We start from the raw sequence: 25,217 nt of genomic DNA, 5'->3' as shown, positions 1-25,217 counted from the left end.
CGAAGCGCCGGGCCCCTGGCGGGTGAAGGCAAAGGGGGCCGGGTGCCGTGCACCGCGGGCGGCTGGCCCCAACTGTCCTTTCCATGACCGATTCGCTGCCGCCCGACGACGGGCGCGTCTTCCACCCCACGCGGATGTTCATCTGCGTGATTCTCGGTTTCACCTCCGGCTTGCCGCTGTTCATCCTGCTCAACCTCGTGCAGGCGTGGCTGCGCAGTGAGCACGTGGACCTGAAGGCCATCGGCCTGTTCGCCCTTATCCAGTTTCCGTACACGTGGAAGTTCCTGTGGGCGCCGCTCATGGATCGCTTCGCGCCCAACGTGTTCGGATGGAAGCCGGGACGGCGACGCGGCTGGATGTTCGTCACGCAACTGCTGGTGGCCGGTGTGGTGGCGCTCATGGGAACGTATTCGCCGCAGCGCGACCTGATGACGATTGCCGCGCTCGCGGCCGCGCTGGCGTTCTTCAGCGCCAGTCTGGACATTTCCCTGGATGCCTATCGGCGCGAGTTGCTGTCCGACCGCGAGCAGGGGCTCGGCACGGCGATGCACGTGAATGCCTACAAGGTGGCGGGACTCGTGCCGGGGTCGCTGGCGCTCATCATGGCCGATCATCTGCCGTGGTCGCAGGTGTTCTTCGCGACGGCGGCGTTCATGCTGCCGGGCATCGTGATGACGCTCGTCGTCAAGGAGCCGGCGATTCGCGGCACGCCGCCGAAGACGCTGCGCGAGGCGGTGGTCGAGCCGTTTCACGAGTTCGTCACGCGCGGCGGCTGGGCACAGGCGCTGTTGGTGCTAGCGTTTATCTTTCTCTACAAGTTGGGCGATTCGATGGCGACGTCGCTGGCCACGTCGTTCTACCTGGATCTGGGATTCACGAAGACGCAGATCGGCGTGGTCGCCAAGGCGACGAGCCTGTGGGCGAGTGTGGCGGGGGGCATCATCGGCGGGGTCTGGCTAATCAAACTCGGCATCAACCGTGGGCTATGGGTGTTCGGCGTGCTGCAACTGGTGTCGGTGTTGGGCTTCGCGTGGCTGGCGAAGGCAGGGCCGGTCGTCACGGGGCTGGGCGCGGTGATCGCCTTCGAAGCGTTCACGGCCGGGTTGGGCACGGCGGCGTTTACCGCCTACATCGCCCGTACAACCGACCCGCGTTACACGGCGACGCAGTTCGCGCTGTTCACGAGTCTGGCGTCGGTGCCACGCACGTTCGCGAACGCGGGCACCGGGTATATCGTCGACGGCGTGGGCTGGGTGACGTTCTTCCTCATCTGCACGGTGCTGGCTGTGCCCGGCATGCTGCTCTTGCCGAAGGTCGCCCCCTGGGGAGCCGACGATGACGACGGCGATGGCGTGCCCGCGGCAAGCGGGTCGCGCTGACGCGAGGGGGCCGGCACCCTTCGTCGCCTTCGCTGTGACGGTATGGCTCGGGCGCGGCACGAGCGTGCCGGCCCCTTGGGCGTCTGGATTACAGCGCGTGATCGTAGTCGACCGTGAGCGGCGCGTGGTCGCTGAACTTGATGTCGCGAAACACGGAGGTCGTCTTGGCTTTGCCGGCGATGCCGGGCGTGGCGATCTGGTAGTCGATGCGCCAGCCGACGTTCTTCGCATACGCTTGTCCGCGATTGCTCCACCACGTGTATTGATCGGCGCGCGGGTCGAGCGTGCGGAAGACGTCGACATAGCCGTGGTCGTCGAACAACTGCGTGAGCCAGGCGCGCTCTTCCGGCAGGAAGCCTGAGTTCTTCAGGTTGCCTTTCCAGTTCTTGATGTCGATTTCCTTGTGCGCGATGTTCACGTCGCCGCACAGGACGACCTCGCGTCCCGCCGCCTTGAGCGCGAGCAGATGCGGCATGAAGTCGGCCATGAAGCGGAACTTGGCGGTCTGTCGTTCCTCACCGCTCGAACCCGACGGAATGTACACCGAGATCACCGACAGGTTGCCGTAACGCACTTCGACATAGCGGCCCTCGGCATCGAACTCCGCATTGCCCCAGCCGACGACGACGTCGTCCGGCTCGCGCCGCACGTAGACGCCCGCGCCGCTGTAGCCCTTCTTCTGCGCGTAATGGAAGTGGCCCTGGTAGTCGTGGGGCGTGAGGAAGTCCGGCGTCATGTCCGGCAACTGTGCTTTGATTTCCTGCACGCACAGGATGTCGGCGTCCTGATTGCCGAACCACTCGAAAAAGCCCTTCTTGGCGGCCGATCGCACGCCGTTCAGATTCGCGGTAATGATGCGCATGAGTGTCGATGCGCCGCGCTGACGCGGCAAGGGGAAAATGTCAGCGGCAAGGATACCGCAATCGCCAGCCGGTCGCCGGTCGACGGCCAGGTGTCACGTCCGCCGGGCGCCGCCGGCGATGGCCGCCTTGGCCTCGCCGTCGCCGCCCGGGCCGAGCAGGTCGCGCGCGAGCGCGAGCCAGCGTCGCGCCGCGTGCGACAGATACGAGTCGCGCCGCCACGCCATCGCCAGATCCCACGGAATCTCGGGGTCGCGCACGTTCGCGATCACGAAGCGTTTCGGGTCGAGCCGCGCGCAGAAGGGCTCGGGCAGCAAGGCAATGCCGACGCCGTTGTCCACCATCGACGCAATGAAGTCCCACTGGCTGGAGCGTCCCGCAATCTTGGGCGTGAAGCCCGCGCGGCGACATGCGGTGATGACCAGTTCGGACAAGGCAAATCCCTCGCCGTAAAAGACAAACGGTTCGTCGCGCAATTCGCCCAGACCGATGGAGGCGCGGCCTTCCCAGCGTGAATCGCGCGGTGCAATCAACCGCAACGGGTAATGGCACACGGGCAGCACGTCGAGAATCGTGGGATCGACCGGCAGCAGCACGGCGCCCAATTCGATGTCGCCGGCCAGCAACGCCTGTTCGATGGCACGCGAACCGGTTTCGAAGAGCTTCATCTCGATATCCGGATAGTGCTGATGAAACGCGCCGATCACCGGGATGAACAAGTCGCCGCCGAGCGGCGGAATCCCGATCGACAATTCGCCGCGCGCCACCGTCTCGAGATCGGCCACCTCCTGCTGCAGGCGCGCGTAGGCGGCGAGCACATCCTGCCCGCGCTCGAAGACAACGCGTCCCGCATCGGTCAACTGAAGCCTGCGCCCCATGCCGCGCTCCTCGCGCAACATCAGCGGCGTCCCCAACTCGTCTTCCATCACCTTGACCATCTTGCTCACGGTCGGCTGAGTGACAAACAGCGCCTCGGCCGCCGCCGTGAAGCTCTGCTGTCGCACCACTTCCACAAATCCTCGCAACGCACGCAGTTCCATTTTGGATCTCTCGTTTGCACCGTATTGGTGCCATCAGCCGGAAAGCCCCGTCCTGCATGGCTTCCTCACGCACCATTAGGGTTAATACTTAAATTATTCCAATTTGGAATCGATTTGATAATTCTAATTCATTATATTTATGTTGCGGTGCTTCCTATACTCGGTCTCATATTGATGTCACACCCGGGAGCCCGCCATGACCAAGATGATTGCCAGCCGTATGTATCGCCGTAGCAAGGGCGTGGTTGACGTGGTTTGGCAGATCGCGCTGCTCACCGGTATCTACCTGGTGGCGGATGCTGCATCGCGTCATTTTCATCTCCCGCTGCCGGGCGGCGTGCTGGGTCTGCTCGCCGTGGTGGCACTGCTCATGAGCGGCGTGCTGAAGACGGAGAAGATCAAGCGTGGTGCCGACTGGTTTCTGGCAGAAATGATTCTCTTCTTCGTGCCGATGGTCGCGGCCGTCATGCAATACACCGACCTGCTGCGCCAGGAAGGCCTGCAATTGCTCGCCGTGATTGGCGTCGGCACGGTGCTCGTGATGGTCTCGACGGCGCTGGCGGTCGATCTGGCCTGCCGCGCCGAGCGTCATCTCAAGCGCGCCATCGTTCGCCGTGCGCACGCGCACGATGCCCGCTGATGCGTGACGTGTGCCAAGTCGCCGCTGTCGCAGCGGTGCCCAATCCTGCTGGCGCTTGCCGGGTCTTGCCATGAATCATACGGCGCTCCTGCTGCTTGTTCTCACGGTCGTCTTCTATTACGTGTCGAAGCGCCTCTATGCGCGCTTCGGCAAGGTGTGGCTCGGCCCGGCCATTCTGGCGCCGGTCCTGCTCATCGCCGTGATGGTCGGCGGCGACATTTCGTACACGACGTACATCTCCGACTCGCGCTGGCTCGTGTGGCTGCTCGGCCCGACGACGATCGCGTTTGCCGTGCCGATCTACGAGCATCGCGACATCATTCGCCGACATGCCTTTGCACTGATCGTCGGCGTGCTCGTCGCAATGATCGTGGCCGTGGGTAGCTCCTTCGTGCTGGCCCGCCTGTTCGAGCTGCCCCCCGAAATGGCGCGCAGCCTGCTCGCCCGGTCGATCTCGACGCCGTTTGCCCTCGCGGTCTCCGACAAGGTCGGCGGCTCGCGCGATCTGGTGGGGCTCTTCGTCATCATTACCGGGTTCATCGGCATGCTGCTCGGCGAGGCGCTGCTGTCGTGGCTGCCGCTGCGCACCCGCATGGCGCGCGGCGCGCCGTTCGGCGCAGGGGCCCACGGCTTCGGCACCGCCAAGGCGCGCCAGATCGGCAGCGAAGAGGGCGTCGTGGCCAGTCTCGTCATGATGATCAACGGCATCGTGATGGTCTTTGCCGCGCCGTTGCTCGCGCATCTGCCCATCTGACGGCGGGTCGGCACGGGGGCTGCGCCCATCGCGTGCGCGGCGCGTGCGCTTCAAAAAATATCCCTGCAGGCGTCGCCCTTGCGCCGACGGCGCGCATCAGTTTTGCTACAATGCCGGGGTCTTGAGGAGCGTTGCGACAGCCACCGTGCTGCCAGGCTCAAGATCCTTCCTATTGGCCCCGCCGGCCGCCGGTTTCCTCCGGAGCGCATGGCGTGTGGGCCCCAAGAACGGCGCTCACGTCCCAACTATCTAGTCTTTTAGAGAAAGGAGGCGTGATGAACGCCGTAGTCGATTCAAAATTCTCCGATTTCCATGTTGCCGATATCAAATTGGCTGCTTGGGGCCGCAAAGAGCTGACCATCGCCGAGAGCGAGATGCCGGGTCTGGTGGCCACGCGTGCCGAATTCAAGGCGAGCCAGCCGCTCAAGGGCGCGCGCATCGCCGGCTCGCTGCACATGACCATCCAGACGGGCGTGCTCATCGAGACGCTGATCGCCCTCGGCGCCGAAGTGCGCTGGGCCTCGTGCAACATCTTCTCGACGCAGGATCACGCCGCCGCCGCCATCGCCGCCGCCGGGATCCCCGTGTTCGCCTTCAAGGGTGAGTCGCTCGACGAATACTGGGAATACAGCCACCGCATCTTCGAATGGCCGAACGGCGAGTTCGCCAACATGATTCTCGACGACGGCGGCGACGCCACGCTGCTGCTGATTCTGGGCAGCAAGGCCGAGAAGGATCTGTCGGTTGTCGGCAACCCGACCAACGAGGAAGAAGTCGCGCTGTATGCGTCGATCAAGCGCCACATCGCCATCGATCCGCAGTGGTACAGCAAGCGTCTGGCCCAGATCCAGGGCGTGACCGAAGAAACCACCACGGGCGTGCACCGTCTGTATCAGATGGAAAAGGACGGCACGCTGCCGTTCCCGGCCATCAACGTGAACGACTCGGTCACCAAGTCGAAGTTCGACAACCTGTACGGCTGCCGCGAGTCGCTGGTCGACGGTATCAAGCGCGCGACCGACGTGATGATCGCCGGCAAGATCGCCCTCGTGGCGGGCTACGGCGACGTGGGCAAGGGCTGCGCGCAAAGCCTGCGCGGTCTTGGCGCCACGGTGTGGGTCACGGAAATCGATCCGATCTGCGCGCTGCAGGCGGCGATGGAAGGCTACCGTGTGGTGACGATGGACTACGCCGCCGACAAGGCCGACATCTTCGTGACGGCCACGGGTAACTTCCACGTGATCGATCACGACCACATGGCGGCCATGAAGCACCAGGCCATCGTGTGCAACATCGGTCACTTCGATTCGGAAATCAATGTGGCGTCGACCCGCAAGTACGAGTGGGAAAACATCAAGCCGCAGGTCGATCACATCATCTTCCCGGACGGCAAGCGCATCATCCTGCTGGCGGAAGGCCGCCTCGTGAACCTGGGCTGCGCCACGGGCCACCCGTCGTTCGTGATGAGCAACTCGTTCACCAATCAGACGCTCGCGCAGATCGAACTGTTCGTGCATGGCGACAAGTACAAGAACAGCGTGTACGTGCTGCCGAAGCATTTGGACGAGAAGGTCGCGCGCCTGCACCTGGGACGTATCGGCGCCGAACTGACGGTGCTCACCGACGATCAGGCGAACTACATCAGCGTTGACAAGAACGGTCCGTTCAAGCCGGCGCACTACCGTTATTGATCGGTAGCGATCGCTACCGATCGATCATGTGTCTCACCGACCGTCACCAATGCGCTTCAAGGCATGGGTGACGGGCCGTGGTTTTGCACGGCGGCGGTGTACGCCGCCGCGTTGGGTTTTGTCACTGCCGGTGCCGGGACCGATCTCCCGCACTGGCCTGTTCTTCGGAGCTTGCCATGCGTCTGCTGCTGATTTGGCTCATCAATGCCATCGCACTTCTCGTTTTGCCGCACGTTGTGTCGGGCATTCAGCTCAAGGGCATCGGGACGGCCCTGGTCGTTGCGATCGTGCTCGGCCTGATCAACGCGTTTCTCCGGCCGTTGCTCGTCGTGCTGACGTTGCCAGTCACGGTGCTCACGCTCGGGTTGTTCATCTTCGTGATCAACGCGCTGTTGTTCTGGCTGGCGTCGCATGTCGTCAAGGGCTTTGAAGTCTCGGGCTTCTGGGCGGCGCTCTTCGGCTCGCTGCTGTACAGCCTGATCTCGTGGATTCTGTCGGCGCTGGTGTTCGGCGGCGACCGCGCTACCAACGTGTAACGGTCGACGCGTCGCCGTCGACCTTGTATTGCAGGAAATTTGCCGTCATGTCGCAAGCCCTTCGTGCCGATCAAGCCCTCGTCGCCCGAGGCTTGGCCGCATCGCGCACCGCCGCGCAACGTCTGATCGATGCCGCACGTGTTTATTACGCGGGCACCGAAACGGCGGTGAAGAAAGCCAGCGAGGTCGTGGCGAGCGACGAAGATCTGGAAGTACGTGCCGCCGCCGACGGCTTGCCCGGCGAGGACCGCTACGTTTCGCGCGGCGGGTTGAAGCTGGCGGGGGCGCTGGCGCAAACGCGGCTCGACGTCACCGGCCGCGTGGCGCTCGACGTCGGGTTGTCGACCGGCGGCTTTGCCGACTGCCTCTTGCAGGCGGGGGCGGCGCGGGTGGTCGGGGTCGACGTCGGTCACGGGCAACTGCATCAACGTCTGGCGAGCGAGCCGCGGCTCGTGTCGCTCGAAGGGATCAACGCGCGGCATCTGTCGCGTGAGACGCTCGATGCGCGTCTGGTGCCGCAGGCGGTGGAGGGCGGCGCACAGGGCGAACCGGCGTCGACGATGGCGGCTGTCCCCGAGGCAGGCTTTGACCTGATCGTCGGCGATGTGTCGTTCATTTCGCTCACACTGGTGTTGCCGGCCGTGGCGCCGCTGCTGGGCGCGACCGGCGATTTGCTGATGCTGGTCAAACCGCAGTTCGAAGTGGGGCGTGAGCACATTGGCCGCGGCGGCCTGGTGCGAGATGCCGCGCAGTATGCGCAAGTGGAGACAAAAATCCGCGCCGCCTGTGAGACGTTGGGACTGACGGTAGCCGCCTGGCTCGACAGTCCTATCGCTGGCGGTGACGGCAACCGGGAGTTCTTCGTGCACGCGACGCGCGCGGCATGAACGACTCTCTCGATAAAAGAACGATCATGACGCAACCTTCCTTCAGTTTCGAATTCTTCCCGCCCAAGACGGCGGAGGGCGCGGAGAAGCTGCGCGCCACGCGCCAGCAACTCTTCCCGCTCGGCCCCAAGTTTGTCTCGGTGACGTTCGGTGCCGGCGGCTCCACGCAGCAGGGTACGCTCGATACGGTTGTCGAAATCCAACGCGAAGGCGTGGAGGCGGCGCCCCACCTTTCTTGCGTCGGTTCGACCAAGGACAACATCCGCGAGATTCTGCAGACGTACCGCCAACACGGCATCCGCCACATCGTGGCGCTGCGCGGCGACCTGCCGTCGGGGATGGGGGAGATCGGCGAGTTTCGTTACGCGTCGGAGCTGGTCGAGTTCATTCGTGCCGAAACCGGCGAATGGTTCCACATCGAGGTGGCGGCCTACCCGGAGTACCATCCGCAGGCGAAGTCGCCGCGCCTGGACCTCGAGCATTTCGCCCACAAGGTGAAGGCCGGCGCGAACGCGGCCATCACGCAATACTTCTTCAATGCGGATGCGTATTTCCGTTTCGTCGACGATGCATCGCGTCTCGGTGTCGACGTGCCGATCGTGCCGGGCATCATGCCGATCACGAACTATTCGCAGATGATGCGCTTCTCGGAGATGTGCGGTGCTGAAGTGCCGCGCTGGATTGCCAAGCGTCTCGAAGGCTTTGGCGACGACCGCGATTCGATCCGCGCGTTCGGACTCGATGTGGTGACGGCGCTATGCGAGCGGCTGCTCGCGCAGGGCGTGCCCGGATTGCACTTCTATACCCTCAACGCGGCGTCGGCCACGAAGGCGATGTGGCAGCGACTCGGTCTGTAACGCGTCGCGAAATCGTTGGCCGAACGGTGGTCGGATGGGAAGTCAATTTTAATCACAATTCAGTGATTTCCTAATCAAAAACACCACAAATAGGCGGTTTGCTAGGGATTTGGCGTGTTGTGGCAGGGGGGAAGCTTCAGTAATATCCCCGGTAGGCTCGGCGACAGACCGTTGCCGGGCATCACATCCGATCCCGAGGAGCCTATGAAACAGACTCACACCCTGCGTTTGCTTTTGGCTGCGACGTTGCTTGCCGGTGTGGCCGTGATCCGGCCCGCCGCAGCTGTCGAAATCCCGAACAAGACCCTCGTGTACTGCTCCGAGGGCAGCCCGGCCGGCTTCGATCCGGGCCAGCTCACCACCGGCACCGATTTCGATCCTGCCGACGCCATCTACAATCGCTTGATCGCGTTCAAGCCGGGCGAGACGGGCGTGTTGCCCTCACTCGCGGCGTCGTGGGACATCTCGCCGGACAACAAGATCTACACATTCCATCTGCGCAAGGGCGTCAAGTTCCACACCACCGAATATTTCAAGCCCACGCGCGACTTCAATGCCGAGGATGTAAAGTTCACCTTCGATCGCATGGGCGATCGCGACATGCCGTTCCGCAAAGCCTATCCGACAGAGTTTCCGTATTTCGTCGACATGGGTCTGCAGGCTGATATCGACCACATCGAGGTCGTTGATCCGTACACCGTGCGCTTCGTGCTGAAGAAGGTCGACGCCCCGTTCCTTCAGAACCTGGCGATGTCATTCGCCTCGATCCTCTCGAAGGAGTACGCCGACAAACTGCTCGCGGCGAACAACGCTCGCGATATCGCGCTCAAGCCGGTCGGTACCGGGCCGTTCATCTTCCGCAGCTATACGAAAGACGCCACGCTGCGTTTCGATGGCAACAAGGAATACTGGAACACGAGTCTGCCGCCGAAGGTCAGCAAGCTGATCTTCGCGATCACGACCGACGCCAACGTCCGCATTCAGAAGCTCAAGCGCAACGAATGCCAGATCACGACCTACCCGCGCCCGGCCGATGTCGATGCGCTCAAGGCCGAGATCGCGGCGCAGGGCAAGGCGTCGAAGCTCAAGATGCCGGACCAGGTCGGCTTCAACCTCGGCTACGTGGCGTACAACGTGCAGAAGAAGCCGCTCGATCGTGTGGAAGTGCGCCAGGCACTCGACATGGCGATCAACAAGAAGGCGATTCTCCAGTCTGTCTATGGCTCGGCCGGTCAGTTGTCGAACGGCGCGCCGATGCCGCCGACGCAGTGGTCCTACGACAAGAACATCAAGTCGGCCGGCTACGATCCGGAGAAAGCCCGTGCGCTGCTTGAGAAGGCGGGCGTGAAGAACATGGAAATCACGCTGTGGGCCATGCCGGTGCAACGTCCGTATAACCCGAACGGCAAGCTCATGGCCGAGATGATTCAGGCCGATTGGGCGAAGATCGGCGTGAAGGCCAATATCGTCACGTACGAGTGGGGTGAGTACATCAAGCGCGCCAAGGCGGGCGAGCACGACGCGTTGCTCATTGGCTGGACCGGCGACAACGGCGACCCGGACAATTGGCTCGGTGTGTTGCTCGGCTGCGATTCAGTCAACGGCAACAACTTCTCGAAGTGGTGCTACAAGCCGTTCGACGATCTCATCAAGCAAGCACGCCAGACCACGGACGTCGCCTTGCGCACGAAGCTCTACACGCAGGCACAGGAGATCTTCGCGCAACAATTGCCGTTCTCGCCCATCGCGCACTCCACGCAGTACAAGCCGATGGCCACGAACGTGAAGGGCTTCAAGCTGAGCCCGTTCGGCCGCAACAGCTTCATTGGCGTATCGTTGGAGTAAGGCGCCCGGCGGGCGCGATGATGACCGCATCCGGCTGACGCCGGGTGTCGGTCGCTACCTGTCGCCCCCCGTCGTCATCCCGGTATCACGCAGGCAGACTCGGCCGCCGCGCCCGGGTCTGCCTGCCGCAACAGGACAAAGGATCGTCCATGATTGATTCACGCGGCATAGCGCCATCCGTCCCCGCACAGGGGACGGGCGGTGCGCGAAGCCCCCACGGAAACCTCCTATGCTGAGATTCGTCATGAGACGACTGGGCATGGTGATCCCGACGTTCATCGGCATCACTGTCCTGGCGTTCGCGCTCATTCACCTGATTCCCGGCGATCCGATCGAAGTGCTCGTGGGCGAGCGAAATCTCGACCCTGTCATGCACGCCGAGGCGATGAAGCGCCTGGGTCTCGATCAGCCGCTCGCCACGCAATATTTCGTCTATCTGAAGCACGCGGCGCAAGGCGACCTCGGGCGCTCCATCGTCACCAACGAGGGGGTGCTTCACGAGTTCTTCGCCCGCTTTCCCGCGACGCTCGAACTTGCCCTGTGCGCGATGATCTTCGCGCTCGCCGTCGGCTTGCCCGCCGGCGTGGCGGCGTCGCTGCGACGCGGAAAAATGCTCGATCACACCACGATGGGCGCGGCCCTCACGGGCTACTCCATGCCGATTTTCTGGTGGGGCCTGCTGCTCATCATGTTCTTCTCCGTCTACCTGCAATGGACACCCGTGTCCGGACGCATTGGCGTGGAGTACGACGTGCCGCACGTGACCGGCTTCCTGCTCATCGACACATTGCTCTCGGGCGACGAAGGGGCGTTCAGTTCAGCGGTGAGTCATCTGGTCCTGCCCACCATCGTGCTCGGCACCGTGCCGCTCGCGGTGATTGCCCGCATGACGCGCTCGGCCATGCTCGAAGTGCTTCGCGAGGACTATATCCGTACGGCGCGTGCGAAGGGACTCTCGCCGTGGCGCGTGATCGTCGTGCATGCGTTGCGCAATGCGCTGATTCCGGTCATCACCGTGATCGGTCTGCAAGTCGGCGCGCTGCTCGCCGGTGCGGTGCTGACCGAGAACGTGTTCTCGTGGCCCGGCATCGGCAAATGGCTGATCGATGCCATTCTGCGACGCGACTATCCGGTGGTGCAGGGCGGCATTTTGCTCATCGCAACGGGCGTGATTCTGGTCAACCTGCTGGTCGACGTGCTCTATGGCGTCGTCAACCCGCGCATCCGGCACTGAGGGAGGTCAATCATGAGCGATACACCGGCTACGCTGCCGCCCCCCGCCGCCGTGACGGCCACGCCTCGTGCGCGATTGTTCCGGGAGTTCCTGCGCAGCTTCACCGCGAACCGTGGTGCAACGGCCGCGGCCATCGTGCTGCTGTCGATGTTCGCGGCGGCGATCTTCGCGCCATGGATCGCGCCGCATAGTCCCATCGAGCAATACCGCGACTTCGTGAAGATTCCGCCCGCCTGGTTCGATGGCGGCAACCTTCAGTTCCTGCTCGGGACCGACGAGGCCGGCCGCGACATTCTTTCGCGTTTGATCTATGGCGCACGCCTGTCGTTCTGGATCGGCCTGTCGTCGGTGGTGCTCTCGCTGATTCCGGGCATTCTGCTCGGGCTGCTGGCGGCGTTCTTCCCACGCTGGCTCGACACGCCGATCATGCGGTTGATGGACATGATGATGGCGTTGCCGTCGCTGTTGCTGGCCGTGGCCGTGGTCGCCGTGATCGGCCCGGGCCTCGCCAACACGACCATCGCCATCGCGATCGTGACGTTGCCGGCGTATGTGCGTCTGACGCGCGCGGCGGCGATCGGCGAGTTGCAGCGCGAATATGTCATTGCCTCGCGCATGGCCGGGGCGGGCACGCTGCGCCTGATGTTCTCGACGGTGTTGCCGAACTGCGCGGCACCGCTCATCGTGCAGGCAACGCTGAGCTTTTCGGTGGCCATTCTCGATGCGGCGGCGCTCGGCTTTCTCGGCCTGGGCGTGCAACCGCCGCTCGCGGAGTGGGGCTCGATGCTCGCCTCCGCGCGCGACTACATGGAAAGTGCCTGGTGGATTGTGACGCTGCCGGGACTTGCGATCGTCATCTCGGTGCTCGCCATCAATCTGGTCGGCGACGGCCTGCGCGATGCACTCGACCCCAAATTGAAGCGAATCGCATGAGTCTGCTCTCCATTCGAAATCTTTCGGTCGACTTCGATGGCGCACGCGCCGTCGAGGCTATCGACCTCGACGTCGGCCAGGGTGAGATTCTTGGCGTGGTCGGCGAATCCGGTTCGGGCAAGAGCGTGACGATGCTCGCGCTCATGGGGCTGGTCGACGCGCCCGGCCGCGTACGTGCCGACGAAGTACGCTTCGACGGACGCGATCTGCTGCGCGCGTCGGCGCGCGAGCGGCGCGGCATCGTCGGCCGCGACGTGTCGATGATCTTTCAGGACGCGCTTTCCAGCCTGAATCCGAGCTACACCGTTGGCTATCAGATCGCCGAGGTGTTGCGCCGCCACATGGGGCTGCGCGGACGTGCGTTGCACGATCGCGTCGTCGAGTTGCTGGAGCAGGTCGAAATTCCCGATGCCGCGAACCGGGTCGGCGCTTATCCGCATCAACTCTCCGGCGGGATGAACCAGCGGGTGATGATTGCGATGGCGATTGCCTGTCGCCCGAAGCTGCTCATCGCCGACGAGCCGACCACGGCGCTCGACGTCACCATCCAGGCGCAGATCATGGCCTTGCTGCTGCAGTTGCAGAAGGATCACGGCATGGCGCTCGTGCTGATTTCACATGATCTCGCCGTGGTGGCCGAAGTCGCGCACCGGGTGGCCGTCATGTATGCGGGGCAGGTGATCGAGAACCAGCAGGTGCCGGCGCTGTTCGATGCCCCGCATCATCCCTACACGGAGGCGTTGCTCGCAGCGATTCCCGAGCACAACCGGGGTGTGCGGCGACTGCGTACGTTGCCGGGCATGGTGCCGGGGCGCGACGATCGTCCGACGGGCTGTCTGCTTTCGCCACGTTGCCCGTATGCCGACGAGCATTGCCGCACGGTGCCCCCGGCGTTGACGCCGTACGTCGGGCCGAACGCGTCGGGCTCGCCCCAGGTGCGATGCTTCAAGCCGCTGCCACATGCGGTAGCGGGCGAACAGACGACAGGAGGAGCGCAATGAGTGAAACCGTTTTCGCGACACCTCCGGGAGTGCCGCAGGCCCCGGCCGCGCATGAGGCTGGCCGCGACGGCAGCCGCGTGGTGCTGGCCGCGCACGATTTGACGCGCTTTTACGCCGTCAATCGTGGCTTCATGCGCCCACAGGCCACGGTCAAGGCGCTCAACGGCGTGTCGTTCACGCTGGCCGCCGGTCGTACGCTGGCCGTGGTCGGCGAGTCGGGGTGCGGCAAATCGACGCTGGCGCGGGTGCTGACGTTGATCGAAGCGCCGACGTCCGGCAGACTCGTGGTCGACGCGACCGAGACCACGGCGGCCTCGGCGGGGGCGCTGGCGCCGCTGCGCACGCGGATCCAGATGGTGTTCCAAAACCCGTATGCGTCGCTCAACCCTCGCAAGACGGTGGGGCAGGCGCTCGACGAGCCGCTGGCCATCAATACGTCGGCGAGTCGTGCCGAACGCGGTGAGACGATTGCGGCGATGATGCGCACGGTGGGGCTGCGTCCGGAACATGTGGCGCGTTATCCGCACATGTTCTCTGGCGGGCAGCGGCAGCGGGTGGCGATTGCCCGGGCGATGATCCTGTCGCCGGCCATCGTGGTCGCGGACGAGCCGGTTTCGGCCCTGGATGTTTCAATTCAGGCACAGATCCTGAATCTTTTCATGGATTTGCAGGACCGATACGCGACGAGTTACGTATTCGTGTCGCATAATCTCGCCGTGGTCGAGCATGTGGCCGACGACGTCATGGTGATGTATCTCGGCCGCGCGGTCGAACACGGCCCCAAGGCCGCCGTGTTCGGCAATCCGCTGCATCCGTACACCAAGGCGCTGATGTCGGCGACGCCGGCGATCAAGGCCGCCGAGCGGCGCGTGAAGATGGCGCTGACTGGCGAGTTGCCCTCGCCGCTGCGGCCACCGCCGGGGTGTGCGTTTGCACCGCGCTGTCCGTACGCGATAGACCGTTGCCGCGAAGAAGTGCCGCAACTGCGCAAGCTCGACGGGCGTCTGGTGGCGTGCCATCGGGTTGAAGACATTGAGGGATGACGAGATTGGGTGGACCACCACGCGCGACGCATGTGAGTCGGGGCGTTGCATTGGCCGGCTGGCTGCTCGGTTGCCTGCTGATGACGTTCGCCATCACGCTGGACGCGGCGTCGATCGCGACGCCGCAAGCCGTGGCGCCGCGAACGCTGCCGCTGGTCGTGCCCGAGCCGGGCGAATCGCCGCCCGGCGCCAATCTCCCGTTCTACGAAGCCCGCAAGGGCGACATGACCATCTACGTGATGGGTACCCTGCACGTCGGCAAGCCGGACGACTACCCGTTTCGTAAAGTCGTGGTCGATGCGCTGCGCGTGTCGTCGGTGGTGGCGTTCGAGTTGTCGCCCGACGACCTGACGATGTCCCAGGACGACGTGCAGAAGTACGGCATGTGCTCACGCGCCTGTCTGCCGAGGCTGATCCCGGGGCCGCTGTGGCGTAAGCTGCGCGCGCGTCTCAAGGGCAATCCGGCGATGCTGGCCGAGATTCGTCACATGCGCCCGTGGCTGGCGGCGCTGCTCGTCGAGACGCTGGATTCGATGGGGGCCGATCTGCAAACGGAGTACGGCACCGAGAACCAGTTGGAGAACATCTATCGCGGGCGCATCGTCGGTCTCGAATCGCTGGCGGAGCAGATGGATGCCTTCACCGGACTGACGTCGGCTCAGCAAAACGAACTGCTGGCGCAGGAGCTGGTGCTCACACCCAAGACCGCCACGGCGCAGGTAGAGGAGTTGCACCGTCTGTGGCGGGCCGGGGATGCCGAGCTGGTGTTCGACTGGTCTCAGGGCAAGGCGGCGCAAGTGCGGCGCAACGTGGCACTCGCCGACGCCATCGACGAGCGCATTCTGTACTCGCGCAATCGACGTTTTCTGGCGCGCATGCTGTTTCTGGCGGACCCGGGCAAGCCGGTCTTCGTCGCCGTTGGCACGCTCCATCTCGGCGGCCCGCATGGGGTGCTGCAACTGCTGCGGGAGCATGGATTTTCCGTGGCGCAGCGGTAGTCTGAAACGGACCTGAGACAGGCGGGCGATCCGGCTAGGAATCGCCCGAGAAACAAGCCCACCCGATTGACTTCACCCATCCCTGACGATTAATTTGGTCGCACTCGTGTGAGTGGCCCCCCGCCCAAATCCTAGTCAGGAGTCACGATGCAAATTGTCGATCAAAGCGCCGATCTCGTCGCGCGCCAAGCGCCGGTGCATGCCATTCCTTCCACGCCTTCCGAGTCGTCTGAGCCAGTTGAGCCCGTAGAGCCAGTTGAGGCCGTAGAGCATTACGCGCTCAGCGTTGAAGAAGAGGCGCAGATCCTCTACGACGCAACGATCCGCGGACTTGCCGACGTGGCCGCCGGCCGCAAGCTGCCCAGCGAAGTCGTAAAGACCGGATGCTCCGTCGACCTCAATGAAGCGTATTTCGAGTTCCCGCATGACCCCAGCGAGATCCACGTCGACGAGTTTGTGGGCATCCTCCTGGGGCTGCGGGACGCCGACGCCGGGCGCACGGTACCTGATGAGGTGGTCAGCGCCCAGTTCGCCGAATATCGCCGGAGGCTGTTGGATTCGCTGTGAGTGTGACGATTCGTTGGTCGGAATATGCCCTGCGCGAACGCGTCATCCTCTGGAACCAGTTGTCGAATGCCAGCCCCAGCGCAGCCTTGAACCTGAATGTGTCCGTGGAGCGCGCGCTTAGGCATCTGCGGTGTTTTCCGGCGATGGGGCGTCCGCACAGGGCGGGGAACACCCGGGTGTTGGTGCCCCATAAACGCTACAAACTCATCTATCGATTAAAGGAGAACGCGGTCACCATCCTGTCATTACACAACGTCAGTCGTCCCTGGCCGCCCAGGGACTACCCGTTCCACGACTGACGTGTCCCCGGCCGGCGGCTTCGTGCATGACCTCAAGCCAGCATCCCCCGTGCCTCGATAAAACGAATGATCTCCTGAAGGCCTTTGCCTTCTCTCATGTTCCCCATGACGAACGGACGCATGCCGCGCATCTTTTGCGTATCCGAACGCATGATGTCCAGCGATGCGCCGACGTAGGGGGCAAGGTCGGTCTTGTTGATGACGAGGAGATCGGACTTGGTGATGCCGGGGCCGCCCTTGCGGGGGATCTTCTCGCCACCGGCCACGTCGATCACGTAGATCGTGAGATCCGAGAGTTCGGGACTGAACGTGGCCGCGAGGTTGTCGCCGCCTGATTCGATGAACACCACGTCGGCGTCAGGAAAGCGTTCGAGCATGCGCTCGACGGCCTCGAGGTTGATCGATGCATCCTCCCGGATGGCCGTGTGCGGGCAACCGCCGGTCTCGACGCCAAGGATGCGCTCGGGCGCCAGCGCGCCAGCAACCGTGAGCAGGCGCTGGTCTTCCTTCGTATAGATGTCGTTGGTGATGACGACGAGATCGTAGCGCTCGCGCATGGCTTTGCAGAGCATCTCGGTCAGGGTGGTCTTGCCGGAGCCGACCGGGCCTCCGATGCCGACACGCAGCGGCGGATTCTTCTTGGTACGACGGGCGTTGGCAGAAGTCGTCATGGCGAATGTCGTAGGTGGCGGAAAAAGGAGAGGTGACGAAATAGCGAAATGACGAAAATCGAGGACGCGACGTATCGCGTCTCACGAACGGAACAGGCGTGAATACTGTGTCTCGTGACGCGACGCGAGAATCGCGAGCGCCGGAGAAAACGTATTGATCTGGTCGTCAGGCAACGACGCGGCTCGATGCGCGGCATCGACCACACGAGGGCGCAATGCCACGATTACCCGTTGCGCGGCCAATTGTCCGAGCGGCACGGCCTTGAGCGCGCCGGCCACCTGATTCTCGAGCCAACTGAACGCGTAAGCGACGAGCGTGTCCAGCAGCGCAGCGCCATGCGTCAGCGCCGCGAAGGCGAAGGCCGTTGGCAACGCGATCGGACGCAGCGAGGACAGGTGTTCGCGCTGTACCGGATCTCCCCATTCGAGGGAGATCGCCAGTTGCGTGAGCGACCAGCCCATCTGCTCGGTTTCCGCACGCAACTCGGCCGCCTCGCGCGTGGCGAGTAGCCAATCGTTCACACGGGTGATCGACGCGACATCGCCGGCTTGCCAGTGGCGCCACTGTCTGGCGAGCAGGGCCATCTCGCCGGCCGTGAATATGCCGTCGAGCTGGCTGGCAATCCAGCGCTCGGCGCTCGGGGCATCGTGAATGATGCCGTGTTCCACTGCGGCTTCGAGCCCTTGCGAATAGCTGAACGCGCCGATGGGCAGCGCCGGAGAGGCGAGATGCAGCAGCGCGGCGAGCGATTGCAGCGGCGCTGTGGCAACCGGTTCAGTGAGAGGACTGGCCAGGCTTGCCGTCATCGGTCGGACTCACAGGGAAAGGCGCATTGCCGGCAGTGGTGCTGTCCGGCGTATGGGAATGGTCGTGCCCGCAATCGGGGCCGTGAACATGGGCATGGCCGTGATGATCGTCGTGGGCGTGCGCGTGCGTGCAATCGGGACCATGCACGTGCCCCGACGTGTGATCGTGATGGCACCCCGGGCCGTGAACATGGTCATGATCGTGCCCGTGCCCGTGCCCGTGCCCGTGCCCGTGCCCGTGGTCATGGTCATGGTCGTGAGAATGTCCATGATGCTCATGGAACACGCGCTGAGCGAGCGCCATGTCTTCGGCGAAGGTCGCGTCGTGACCGTGCTTGTGTCCGCCGCCATAGGCCCCCGCTTCGGGTTCGAACGGCATCAGGGCTTCGGCTACGTCGACGTCGAGTCGCAGCAACATGTCGCGCAGCACCGGGTCGTATTCGAGCTTGAGATAACCATCGCCCACTTCGACAGGCGTATGCCGATTGCCGAGATGGTATGCCGCGCGGGTCAGCGCGAGCGGCGTGGCGGCCGTGACGAGCAGCACCGTCTCGGGGGCGGCTTCCACGCGAATGAGGCCACCGTCGTCGGCCACGAGCCCGTCACCGCCGCGCAGCACGGTGCCGCGCGGCAGGAACAGGGCGACGTCTTCGCCGGTCTCCAGCGTGGCGCGCAGGCGGCTCTTGCTGCGCGCATCGAACGGCAGCACGAGCGCCGGGGCACGCCGCATGAGCGGCGCAGCCAGGCGTCCGGCCTCGAGGCGTTTCTCGACGCGGCGCAGCGTCGTGGAAGGGGCGGCGTTATCTGCCGGGGGGGGCGATTCGGGGGCTTGCGACATAGATCAGAATAGAAAGTAACGTTGCGCCATCGGCAGCACGCTCGCAGGCTCGCAGGTCAGCAACTGCCCGTCGGCGATCACCTGATAGGTCTCGGGATCGACGCTGATATGCGGCAGCCAGTCGTTGTGGATCATGTTGGCCTTGGTCACCTGCCGGATATTGCGCACCGGCACGATGCGCTTGGCCAGTCCATAGCGGCCGGCCACGTCGCCATCGTACGCCGCTTGCGACACAAACGTGAGCGACGTGCGCGCCAGCGCCCCGGCGCGCGCGCCGAACATTTCGCGATAGTGCACCGGCTGAGGCGTCGGGATGGACGCGTTCGGGTCCCCCATGAGCGCTGACGTAATCATGCCGCCCTTGAGAATCAGCGACGGCTTCACGCCGAAGAACGCCGGTTCCCACAGGACCAGGTCGGCCCATTTGCCGACCTCCACCGAGCCGATCTCATGGGCCATGCCATGCGTGATTGCCGGGTTGATGGTGTACTTCGCCACGTAGCGTTTGACGCGAAAGTTATCGGCCTGTGCCGAGTCGGTGCCGAGCGCGCCACGCTGCACCTTCATCTTGTGCGCGGTCTGCCATGTGCGCATGACGACTTCGCCAACGCGCCCCATGGCCTGCGAGTCCGACGAGATCATCGACAGTGCGCCGAGGTCATGCAGAATGTCTTCGGCGGCAATCGTCTCGCGACGAATGCGCGATTCGGCGAACGCAATGTCTTCCGCGATGGCCGGGTCGAGGTGATGGCAGACCATCAACATGTCGAGATGCTCGTCGAGCGTGTTGATGGTATACGGCCGCGTCGGGTTGGTGGACGACGGTAGCACGTTCGCCTCGCCGCACACTTTGAGAATGTCCGGTGCGTGACCGCCCCCGGCGCCCTCGGTGTGGTACGTGTGGATCGTGCGGCCCTTGATGGCCGCAACGGTGGCTTCCACGAAGCCGCCCTCGTTGAGCGTGTCGGTGTGGATAGCGACCTGCGTGTCGGTCGCATCGGCCACCGACAGGCAGGCGTCGATGGCCGCTGGCGTGGAGCCCCAGTCTTCGTGCAGCTTCAGGCCGATCGCGCCGGCCTCGATCTGCTCCATCAGCGGGGCGGGCTGGCTGACGTTGCCCTTGCCGAGAAAGCCGAGGTTGATCGGCCAGCCGTCGGCCGCTTGCAGCATGCGCTCCAGGTGCCACGGCCCCGGCGTGCAGGTGGTGGCGTTCGTGCCGGTCGCCGGCCCGGTGCCGCCGCCGAGCAGCGTGGTCACGCCGGACGACAGCGCTTCGTCGATTTGTTGCGGGCAAATGAAGTGGATGTGCGAGTCGATGCCGCCTGCCGTGACGATCATGCCTTCGCCGGCGATCACTTCCGTGGCGCCGCCCAGCGGAATGGTCACGCCGGGCTGGATGTCCGGATTGCCCGCCTTGCCGATGCCCCAGATCCGGCCGTCCTTGAGCCCGATGTCGGCTTTGACGATACCCCAGTGGTCGATGATGACGGCGTTGGTGATGACGGTATCCACGACGTCGGCGCGCGTGCGCTGCGATTGGCCCATGCCGTCGCGAATCACCTTGCCGCCGCCGAACTTCACCTCTTCGCCATAGATCGTGTAGTCGCGCTCGATCTCGACGATGAGTTCCGTGTCGGCGAGTCGCAGCCGGTCGCCCGTGGTGGGGCCAAACATTTCCGCATAGGCGCGGCGTGAAATTTTCATAGCGCCCCCATCACGCGACCGGCGAAGCCGAAGACGCGGCGGTCCCCCGCCAGCGCGACCAGTTCGACCGTGCGTTGTTGCCCCGGCTCGAAGCGCACCGCGGTGCCGGACGCAATGTTCAGGCGAAAGCCGCGCGTCGCTTCGCGGTCGAATTGCAGCGCGTCGTTGACTTCGTAGAAGTGAAAATGCGAGCCGATCTGGATCGGGCGATCGCCGGTGTTGGCAACGCTCACGCGCAGGGTCGGGCGACCCTCGTTCAGCGTGATGTCACCTGCGGCGGGCAACAGTTCTCCGGGAATCATGAGCGTCTCTTGGAGGAATGGAAGGATGCGCGCAACCTTGGGCGTTCAGGTCGCCGCGACGAGCAGCGCCGCGCCGTAGGCGAGCACGCCCGCCCCGAGCACGCGAGGCAACCACGCGGTACGGCGACGCAGCGCAACGCCGGCGACGATGCCCAGACTGTGCAGCACGCCGGTCGCGAGCAGAAAGCCGGCCATGTAATGCATGGCGCTCGCCTCGGCCGGCAATTCCGCACCGTGAGCCACACCATGGAAGATCGCGAATGCGCCGACAACGGCGGCACCCGCTGCGCCGGGCAGCTTCGCGCGCGTCGCGAGCATCAGTCCCAGCACGAGTAGAGAGACGGCAATCATCGGCTCCACGCCCGGCAGCGCAGCGCCGTACGACATGCCGAGCAACCCGCCTGCGGCAAGCATGGCGACGAAAGCCAACGGGGCGAGCCAGACACGTTTCGACGTGAGTGCACTCCACAAGCCCACCACGATCATGGCGCAAAGGTGATCGGCGCCGGTGAGCGGATGCACGAAGCCCGCAACGAAGCTGCCGGCCGCGTCATGGCCGGGATGACCGGGGTGCGCGAACGCGAGACTCGATGCGGCGAGCAGCGCGAGGCCAGTCGTCATACGCACGACGCGAGGGTACGTGCGACCGCGGGCCGGGGAAGCATCCGCCGCGCACGCGACGGTCACTTCATGGGCATCATGGGCAACAGGGAGGCGGGCCACTGACATGAGACGTCCTTAAGATGGGGTTGTCGACGACAGAGAATCGAATGCGAAGCGAAGGACAACGGAGAACGAGTGCGAGCGGCGATGACGGCCATCACCGCACGCTCGGCATTGCGCGCGTGCACCCTTCAGGGAATCGGGTGGTGCACGGTGACGAGCTTCGTGCCGTCCGGAAACGTGGCTTCGACCTGAATGTCCGGGATCATTTCGGGCACGCCGTCCATCACATCGTCGCGCGAAAGCAGCGTGGTGCCGTAATGCATCAGGTCGGCCACGGTGCGTCCGTCGCGCGCGCCTTCCATGAGGGCGGCGCTGATGAAGGCTACGGCCTCCGGGTAATTCAGTTTCAGCCCGCGCGCACGCCGACGTTCGGCGAGCAGGGCGGCGGTGAAAATGAGCAACTTGTCTTTTTCGCGCGGAGTGAGCTTCATCGTGAACGGGGGGAACGTCAATGCGAAAGGGTCGGGGGCGGTCGCCGTTGCCGCACATCATAGGCGCACGTTCTTGTCCGCGCCACTGGGTTTTGCCGCCTGCGCGGCACGCACCAAAACTGTGCGAAACGACGCGGCGGCAGGTGTCGGTCATCGGCGTCGTCATTGGCAGAGAAAGCGCTGCAATTCCGGGGTCGACGGTTGCGTGAAGAGGGTTTCCGGCGCACCGGACTCCCAGATCTTGCCCTGATGCATGAACACCACGCGGTCCGACACGTGACGGGCGAAGCGCATCTCGTGCGTGACGAGAATCAGCGTCATGCCTTCGGCGGCGAGGTTTTCGAGCACCCCCAGCACTTCGGCGACCAACTCGGGATCCAGCGCCGAGGTGATCTCGTCGCACAGCATCACGGCCGGACGCATGGCGAGCGAGCGGGCAATCGCCACACGCTGCTGTTGACCGCCCGAGAGCTGCGATGGATAGCTGTCGAACTTGTCGGCCAGTCCTACCTTATCGAGCATGACGCGGGCAACGTCGCGCGCTTCGGCGCCAGGCGTTTTCTTCACCACCTTCTGCGCGAGCATCACGTTTTCGCCGGCCGACAGATGCGGAAACAGGTTGTACTGCTGGAACACCATGCCGACTTTCAGACGCAGGGCGCGCAGATCGGTGTCGCGCGCGCCGACGTGCACGCCCTCGACGGCGACACTGCCCGCGTCGAAACGCTCCAGGCCGTTGAGCGTGCGCAGCAAGGTGCTCTTTCCCGAGCCGCTTTTGCCGATGATCGACACGACCTGACCGCGCTCGACGTCGAGGTCGATGCCCTTGAGCACCGGGGTCTCGCCGAAGCGCTTTTGCATGCCCCTGACTTCAATGAGCGACATGGAGTTTCCTTTCGAGATGGCGCGCCCACAGCGACAGCGGATAGCAGGCAGCAAAGTAGAGCAGCGCGACGAGGCCGTACACGGTGAACGGCTGGAACGTCGCGTTGGTGAGCATGGTGCCAGTCTTGGTGAGTTCGTCGAAACCGATGATCGACGCCAGCGCCGTGCTCTTGACCACCTGCACCGAGAAGCCGACCGTGGGCGCGATGGCAATGCGCAGCGCTTGCGGCAAGATCACGTGGCGCAGTTGTTCGCCGTAACGCATGGCGAGACTCGACGAGGCTTCCCATTGGCCGTGCGGAACCGCGTCGACGCAGCCGCGCCAGATTTCCGTGAGATAGGCGCTCGTGTAGAGCGTGAGGCACGCGGCCGCCGCGACCCAGGGCGAGACGTCGAGACCGAGCAGCGGCAAGCCGAAGAACACCAGGAACAACTGCATGAGCAGTGGCGTGCCCTGGAACACTTCGATATACAGCGCCACGGCGCGTGCTGCCCAGGCAACGCGTCCAACGCGCACGACAAGCAACATCAGGGCGACACCGCCGCCGCAGACGAAGGCGATGGCCGACAGCGCGAGTGTCCAGCGGGCGGCGAGCAGCAGTCCACGCAGCATGTCCCACGTCGAGAACTCGATCATCGGGCACCTGCCTTGACTTTGACCGTGCCGCGAAAGAGGCGCCGTGCGCAGCGCATCAGCACACGACGCAGTGCAATCGCGAGCACAAGGTACACCGCGGTGACGATCAGATAGCTCTCGAACGCCCGGAACGTGCGCGACTGCACGAAGTTGGCGGCGTACGACAGATCGGGCACGGAGATCTGCGAGACGACGGCCGACCCCAGCATCACGATCACGATCTGGCTGGCGAGCGCCGGGAACACCTTGGCAAACGCCTGCGGCAAGATCACATGACGCAGGATCTGGCCGCGCGTCATGGCGAGCGACAGTCCGGCTTCGGAAAGACCGCGCGGCACCGCGCGCATGCCGGCGCGAATGATCTCGGTGGCGTACGCGCCGAGGTTCACACTCATGGCGAGGACGGCGGCGGTCGTCTCGTCGATATGAATGCCAAGACTCGGCAGTCCGAAGAAGATGAAGAAGAGCTGCACGATGAACGGCGTGTTGCGGATCAGCTCGACGTACAGCCCGGTGAGGGCTTTGAGCCACACCGCGCCTTCCTCGCGGGCGACGGCGCACAGCGCGCCGACGGCCACGCCCGCGACCGTGGATACGGCCGTGAGCGCAACCGTCAGCGCGGCGCCGCGAACGAAGAGCATCAGGTATTGCCGCAGATCGGCAAAATCGAGAACGTAATGCATGTGAAGCCGGTGAGGAGTCGCGAGGGGCGGGACGTCGAGATCAGAGATTCGTCGGCAGCGGCATGCCGAGCCACTTCTGCGAGATGTTGCTCAGCGCGCCATCTTTCTTCGCGGCGGCGAGAATGTCGTTGACCTTGGCGAGCAACCGCGGCTCGTTCTTGTTCAGGCCGACGAAGCACGGCGAGTTCTTGATGAGAAACTTCGGCTCAGGCAGCTTGGGCGGGTGCTTGGCGAGAATGGCCGCTGCCACGACGTTGCCCGTGGCGACCAGTTGCACCTGCCCGGAGAGGAACGCCGAGATCGTGCCGTTGTTGTCTTCGAAGCGCTTGATCGTGACGTCGGCCGGGGCGATCTTCGAGAGTTCGAGGTCTTCGACGGCACCGCGCGTCACGCCGACCGTTTTGCCCGACAGATCGGCAGGCTTGGACACCGCGAGATCCTTCGGCCCGAACACGCCGTTGTAGAACGGCGCATACGCTTGCGAGAAATCGATGACCTTCTCGCGCTCGGCGTTCTTGCCGAGGCTGGAGATCACCAGGTCGGCCTTGTTCGTCGTGAGGTAGGGAATGCGGTTGGCGCTCGTCACCGGCACCAGCTCCAGCTTCACGCCCATGCCCTTGGCGAGCAAGGCGGCAGCGTCGATGTCGTAGCCGACCGGCTTCATGTCGGCACCGATCGAGCCGAACGGCGGGAAGTCTTGCGGCACGGCCACGCGCAGGGTGCCACGCTTGATGATGTCGTCGAGTCCGTCGGCATGCGCGCTGCGCGGCACTGCCACGGCGAAGACGGTGATGGCGCTCACGGCCAGCATCAGCGTGGCGAAAGCGCGACGGGCCCGTGCGCGTGCGCCGAGCGTGGTGGCAATGGTGTCGTGAGAGAAGGCACTACGAATGAACGGCAGCATAGAGGCAACCTCGGGGATCGGGGGGCGAAGCATTCCGGTAACAGGAGTGTTCCGGCGGCCGGCAC

General features: G+C 64.3%; 27 protein-coding genes, 1 pseudogene and 1 riboswitch. Of the genes and pseudogenes, 15 read left to right on the top strand and 13 right to left on the bottom strand.

The genetic code is table 11. The features are described from left to right. Positions 1-83 precede the first annotated feature (83 nt). Positions 84-1,379 carry an AmpG family muropeptide MFS transporter gene (locus PSO31014_RS07710; RefSeq protein WP_150551063.1) on the top strand — a complete coding sequence of 432 codons (1,296 nt, stop codon included), beginning with the start codon at positions 84-86 and terminating at the stop codon, positions 1,377-1,379. Positions 1,380-1,467: 88 nt separating this feature from the next. Here PSO31014_RS07710 and PSO31014_RS07705 read toward each other — a convergent pair whose 3' ends face one another. Further along, a complete protein-coding gene (locus PSO31014_RS07705) occupies positions 1,468-2,241 on the bottom strand; it encodes an exodeoxyribonuclease III (protein WP_150551062.1) in 774 nt (257 codons plus the stop codon). A 93-nt stretch (positions 2,242-2,334) separates the two neighbouring features. Continuing rightward, positions 2,335-3,279, bottom strand: coding sequence for a LysR family transcriptional regulator (locus tag PSO31014_RS07700; RefSeq protein WP_150551061.1), 945 nt, complete (start codon positions 3,277-3,279; stop codon positions 2,335-2,337). Positions 3,280-3,475: 196 nt separating this feature from the next. On the opposite strand from PSO31014_RS07700, the gene PSO31014_RS07695 reads away from it, so the two are divergent. The 14 genes from PSO31014_RS07695 to PSO31014_RS07630 all read left to right on the top strand — a co-directional run bounded on the left by PSO31014_RS07695 (position 3,476) and on the right by PSO31014_RS07630 (position 16,564). Then, positions 3,476-3,919, top strand: a complete 444-nt coding sequence (locus PSO31014_RS07695) for a CidA/LrgA family protein (RefSeq protein WP_150551060.1) — start codon at positions 3,476-3,478, stop codon at positions 3,917-3,919. A gap of 70 nt (positions 3,920-3,989) precedes the next feature. Then, positions 3,990-4,673, top strand: coding sequence for an LrgB family protein (locus tag PSO31014_RS07690; RefSeq protein WP_150551059.1), 684 nt, complete (start codon positions 3,990-3,992; stop codon positions 4,671-4,673). Positions 4,674-4,790: 117 nt separating this feature from the next. Next, a riboswitch (S-adenosyl-L-homocysteine riboswitch) is annotated at positions 4,791-4,916 on the top strand. Between the two features lie 32 nt (positions 4,917-4,948). Continuing rightward, entirely contained in the window at positions 4,949-6,364 is a 1,416-nt protein-coding gene (gene ahcY / locus PSO31014_RS07685) for an adenosylhomocysteinase (RefSeq protein ID WP_150551058.1), read from the top strand. Between the two features lie 176 nt (positions 6,365-6,540). Next, positions 6,541-6,900 carry a phage holin family protein gene (locus PSO31014_RS07680; RefSeq protein WP_150551057.1) on the top strand — a complete coding sequence of 120 codons (360 nt, stop codon included), beginning with the start codon at positions 6,541-6,543 and terminating at the stop codon, positions 6,898-6,900. 47 nt (positions 6,901-6,947) lie between these two features. After that, positions 6,948-7,787 carry a TlyA family RNA methyltransferase gene (locus tag PSO31014_RS07675; protein ID WP_150551056.1) on the top strand — a complete coding sequence of 280 codons (840 nt, stop codon included), beginning with the start codon at positions 6,948-6,950 and terminating at the stop codon, positions 7,785-7,787. A 26-nt stretch (positions 7,788-7,813) separates the two neighbouring features. Further along, positions 7,814-8,644, top strand: a complete 831-nt coding sequence (gene metF / locus PSO31014_RS07670; RefSeq protein ID WP_017234009.1) for a methylenetetrahydrofolate reductase [NAD(P)H] — start codon at positions 7,814-7,816, stop codon at positions 8,642-8,644. Between the two features lie 204 nt (positions 8,645-8,848). Continuing rightward, positions 8,849-10,489, top strand: a complete 1,641-nt coding sequence (locus PSO31014_RS07665) for an ABC transporter substrate-binding protein (RefSeq protein ID WP_150551055.1) — start codon at positions 8,849-8,851, stop codon at positions 10,487-10,489. Positions 10,490-10,718: 229 nt separating this feature from the next. Further along, complete coding sequence (locus tag PSO31014_RS07660; RefSeq protein ID WP_150551054.1) at positions 10,719-11,723, top strand: ABC transporter permease subunit; 1,005 nt, start codon at positions 10,719-10,721, stop codon at positions 11,721-11,723. Positions 11,724-11,735: 12 nt separating this feature from the next. Further along, positions 11,736-12,656: an ABC transporter permease subunit gene (locus PSO31014_RS07655; RefSeq protein WP_150551053.1), complete on the top strand. Its 921-nt coding sequence runs from the start codon at positions 11,736-11,738 to the stop codon at positions 12,654-12,656. Continuing rightward, the gene (locus tag PSO31014_RS07650; RefSeq protein ID WP_150551052.1) at positions 12,653-13,657 is read left to right on the top strand and encodes an ABC transporter ATP-binding protein; all 1,005 of its coding nucleotides are present in this window, start codon (positions 12,653-12,655) and stop codon (positions 13,655-13,657) included. The genes PSO31014_RS07655 and PSO31014_RS07650 overlap by 4 nt, the downstream gene beginning before the upstream one ends. Then, positions 13,654-14,700 (top strand): peptide ABC transporter ATP-binding protein, encoded by a 1,047-nt coding sequence (locus tag PSO31014_RS07645; RefSeq protein WP_246176479.1) that lies wholly within the window; start codon positions 13,654-13,656, stop codon positions 14,698-14,700. The genes PSO31014_RS07650 and PSO31014_RS07645 overlap by 4 nt, the downstream gene beginning before the upstream one ends. A 32-nt stretch (positions 14,701-14,732) precedes the next feature. After that, complete coding sequence (locus PSO31014_RS07640; protein ID WP_150551051.1) at positions 14,733-15,698, top strand: TraB/GumN family protein; 966 nt, start codon at positions 14,733-14,735, stop codon at positions 15,696-15,698. 147 nt (positions 15,699-15,845) lie between these two features. Then, positions 15,846-16,265, top strand: a complete 420-nt coding sequence (locus PSO31014_RS07635; RefSeq protein WP_150551050.1) for a hypothetical protein — start codon at positions 15,846-15,848, stop codon at positions 16,263-16,265. After that, positions 16,262-16,564: a type II toxin-antitoxin system RelE/ParE family toxin gene (locus PSO31014_RS07630; RefSeq protein ID WP_165385220.1), complete on the top strand. Its 303-nt coding sequence runs from the start codon at positions 16,262-16,264 to the stop codon at positions 16,562-16,564. The genes PSO31014_RS07635 and PSO31014_RS07630 overlap by 4 nt, the downstream gene beginning before the upstream one ends. Positions 16,565-16,596: 32 nt before the next feature. Here the strand turns inward: PSO31014_RS07630 and ureG are convergent, their stop codons facing one another. The 11 genes and pseudogenes from ureG to PSO31014_RS07575 form a co-directional block, all read right to left on the bottom strand. Next, the gene (gene ureG / locus PSO31014_RS07625) at positions 16,597-17,235 is read right to left on the bottom strand and encodes an urease accessory protein UreG (protein ID WP_017234017.1); all 639 of its coding nucleotides are present in this window, start codon (positions 17,233-17,235) and stop codon (positions 16,597-16,599) included. 81 nt (positions 17,236-17,316) lie between these two features. After that, entirely contained in the window at positions 17,317-18,042 is a 726-nt protein-coding gene (locus tag PSO31014_RS07620; RefSeq protein ID WP_150551048.1) for an urease accessory protein UreF, read from the bottom strand. A gap of 142 nt (positions 18,043-18,184) precedes the next feature. Beyond that, positions 18,185-18,823: pseudogene (gene ureE, locus PSO31014_RS07615) on the bottom strand (urease accessory protein UreE); the annotation flags it as partial. A gap of 60 nt (positions 18,824-18,883) precedes the next feature. Continuing rightward, positions 18,884-20,584 (bottom strand): urease subunit alpha, encoded by a 1,701-nt coding sequence (ureC, locus tag PSO31014_RS07610; protein WP_017234020.1) that lies wholly within the window; start codon positions 20,582-20,584, stop codon positions 18,884-18,886. Further along, positions 20,581-20,886, bottom strand: a complete 306-nt coding sequence (locus PSO31014_RS07605) for an urease subunit beta (protein WP_150551046.1) — start codon at positions 20,884-20,886, stop codon at positions 20,581-20,583. Before PSO31014_RS07605 ends, ureC begins: the two co-directional genes overlap by 4 nt. Before the next feature lie 45 nt (positions 20,887-20,931). After that, positions 20,932-21,507, bottom strand: coding sequence for a HupE/UreJ family protein (locus PSO31014_RS07600; RefSeq protein ID WP_150551045.1), 576 nt, complete (start codon positions 21,505-21,507; stop codon positions 20,932-20,934). Between the two features lie 233 nt (positions 21,508-21,740). Further along, positions 21,741-22,043 (bottom strand): urease subunit gamma, encoded by a 303-nt coding sequence (locus tag PSO31014_RS07595; protein WP_150551044.1) that lies wholly within the window; start codon positions 22,041-22,043, stop codon positions 21,741-21,743. Between the two features lie 162 nt (positions 22,044-22,205). Then, complete coding sequence (locus tag PSO31014_RS07590; protein WP_150551043.1) at positions 22,206-22,928, bottom strand: amino acid ABC transporter ATP-binding protein; 723 nt, start codon at positions 22,926-22,928, stop codon at positions 22,206-22,208. Next, positions 22,915-23,565 (bottom strand): amino acid ABC transporter permease, encoded by a 651-nt coding sequence (locus PSO31014_RS07585; RefSeq protein WP_150551042.1) that lies wholly within the window; start codon positions 23,563-23,565, stop codon positions 22,915-22,917. Before PSO31014_RS07585 ends, PSO31014_RS07590 begins: the two co-directional genes overlap by 14 nt. Then, the gene (locus PSO31014_RS07580; protein ID WP_150551041.1) at positions 23,562-24,248 is read right to left on the bottom strand and encodes an amino acid ABC transporter permease; all 687 of its coding nucleotides are present in this window, start codon (positions 24,246-24,248) and stop codon (positions 23,562-23,564) included. The genes PSO31014_RS07585 and PSO31014_RS07580 overlap by 4 nt, the downstream gene beginning before the upstream one ends. Positions 24,249-24,288: 40 nt before the next feature. Beyond that, entirely contained in the window at positions 24,289-25,059 is a 771-nt protein-coding gene (locus PSO31014_RS07575; protein ID WP_150551231.1) for a transporter substrate-binding domain-containing protein, read from the bottom strand. Between the last annotated feature and the right edge of the window lie 158 nt (positions 25,060-25,217).

This window comes from Pandoraea soli, assembly GCF_902459595.1.
Classification (GTDB): Bacteria; Pseudomonadota; Gammaproteobacteria; order Burkholderiales; family Burkholderiaceae; genus Pandoraea; species Pandoraea cepalis.
Note: the sequence above shows the minus strand (reverse complement) of the source record. Positions and strands in the feature narration are given on the sequence as shown.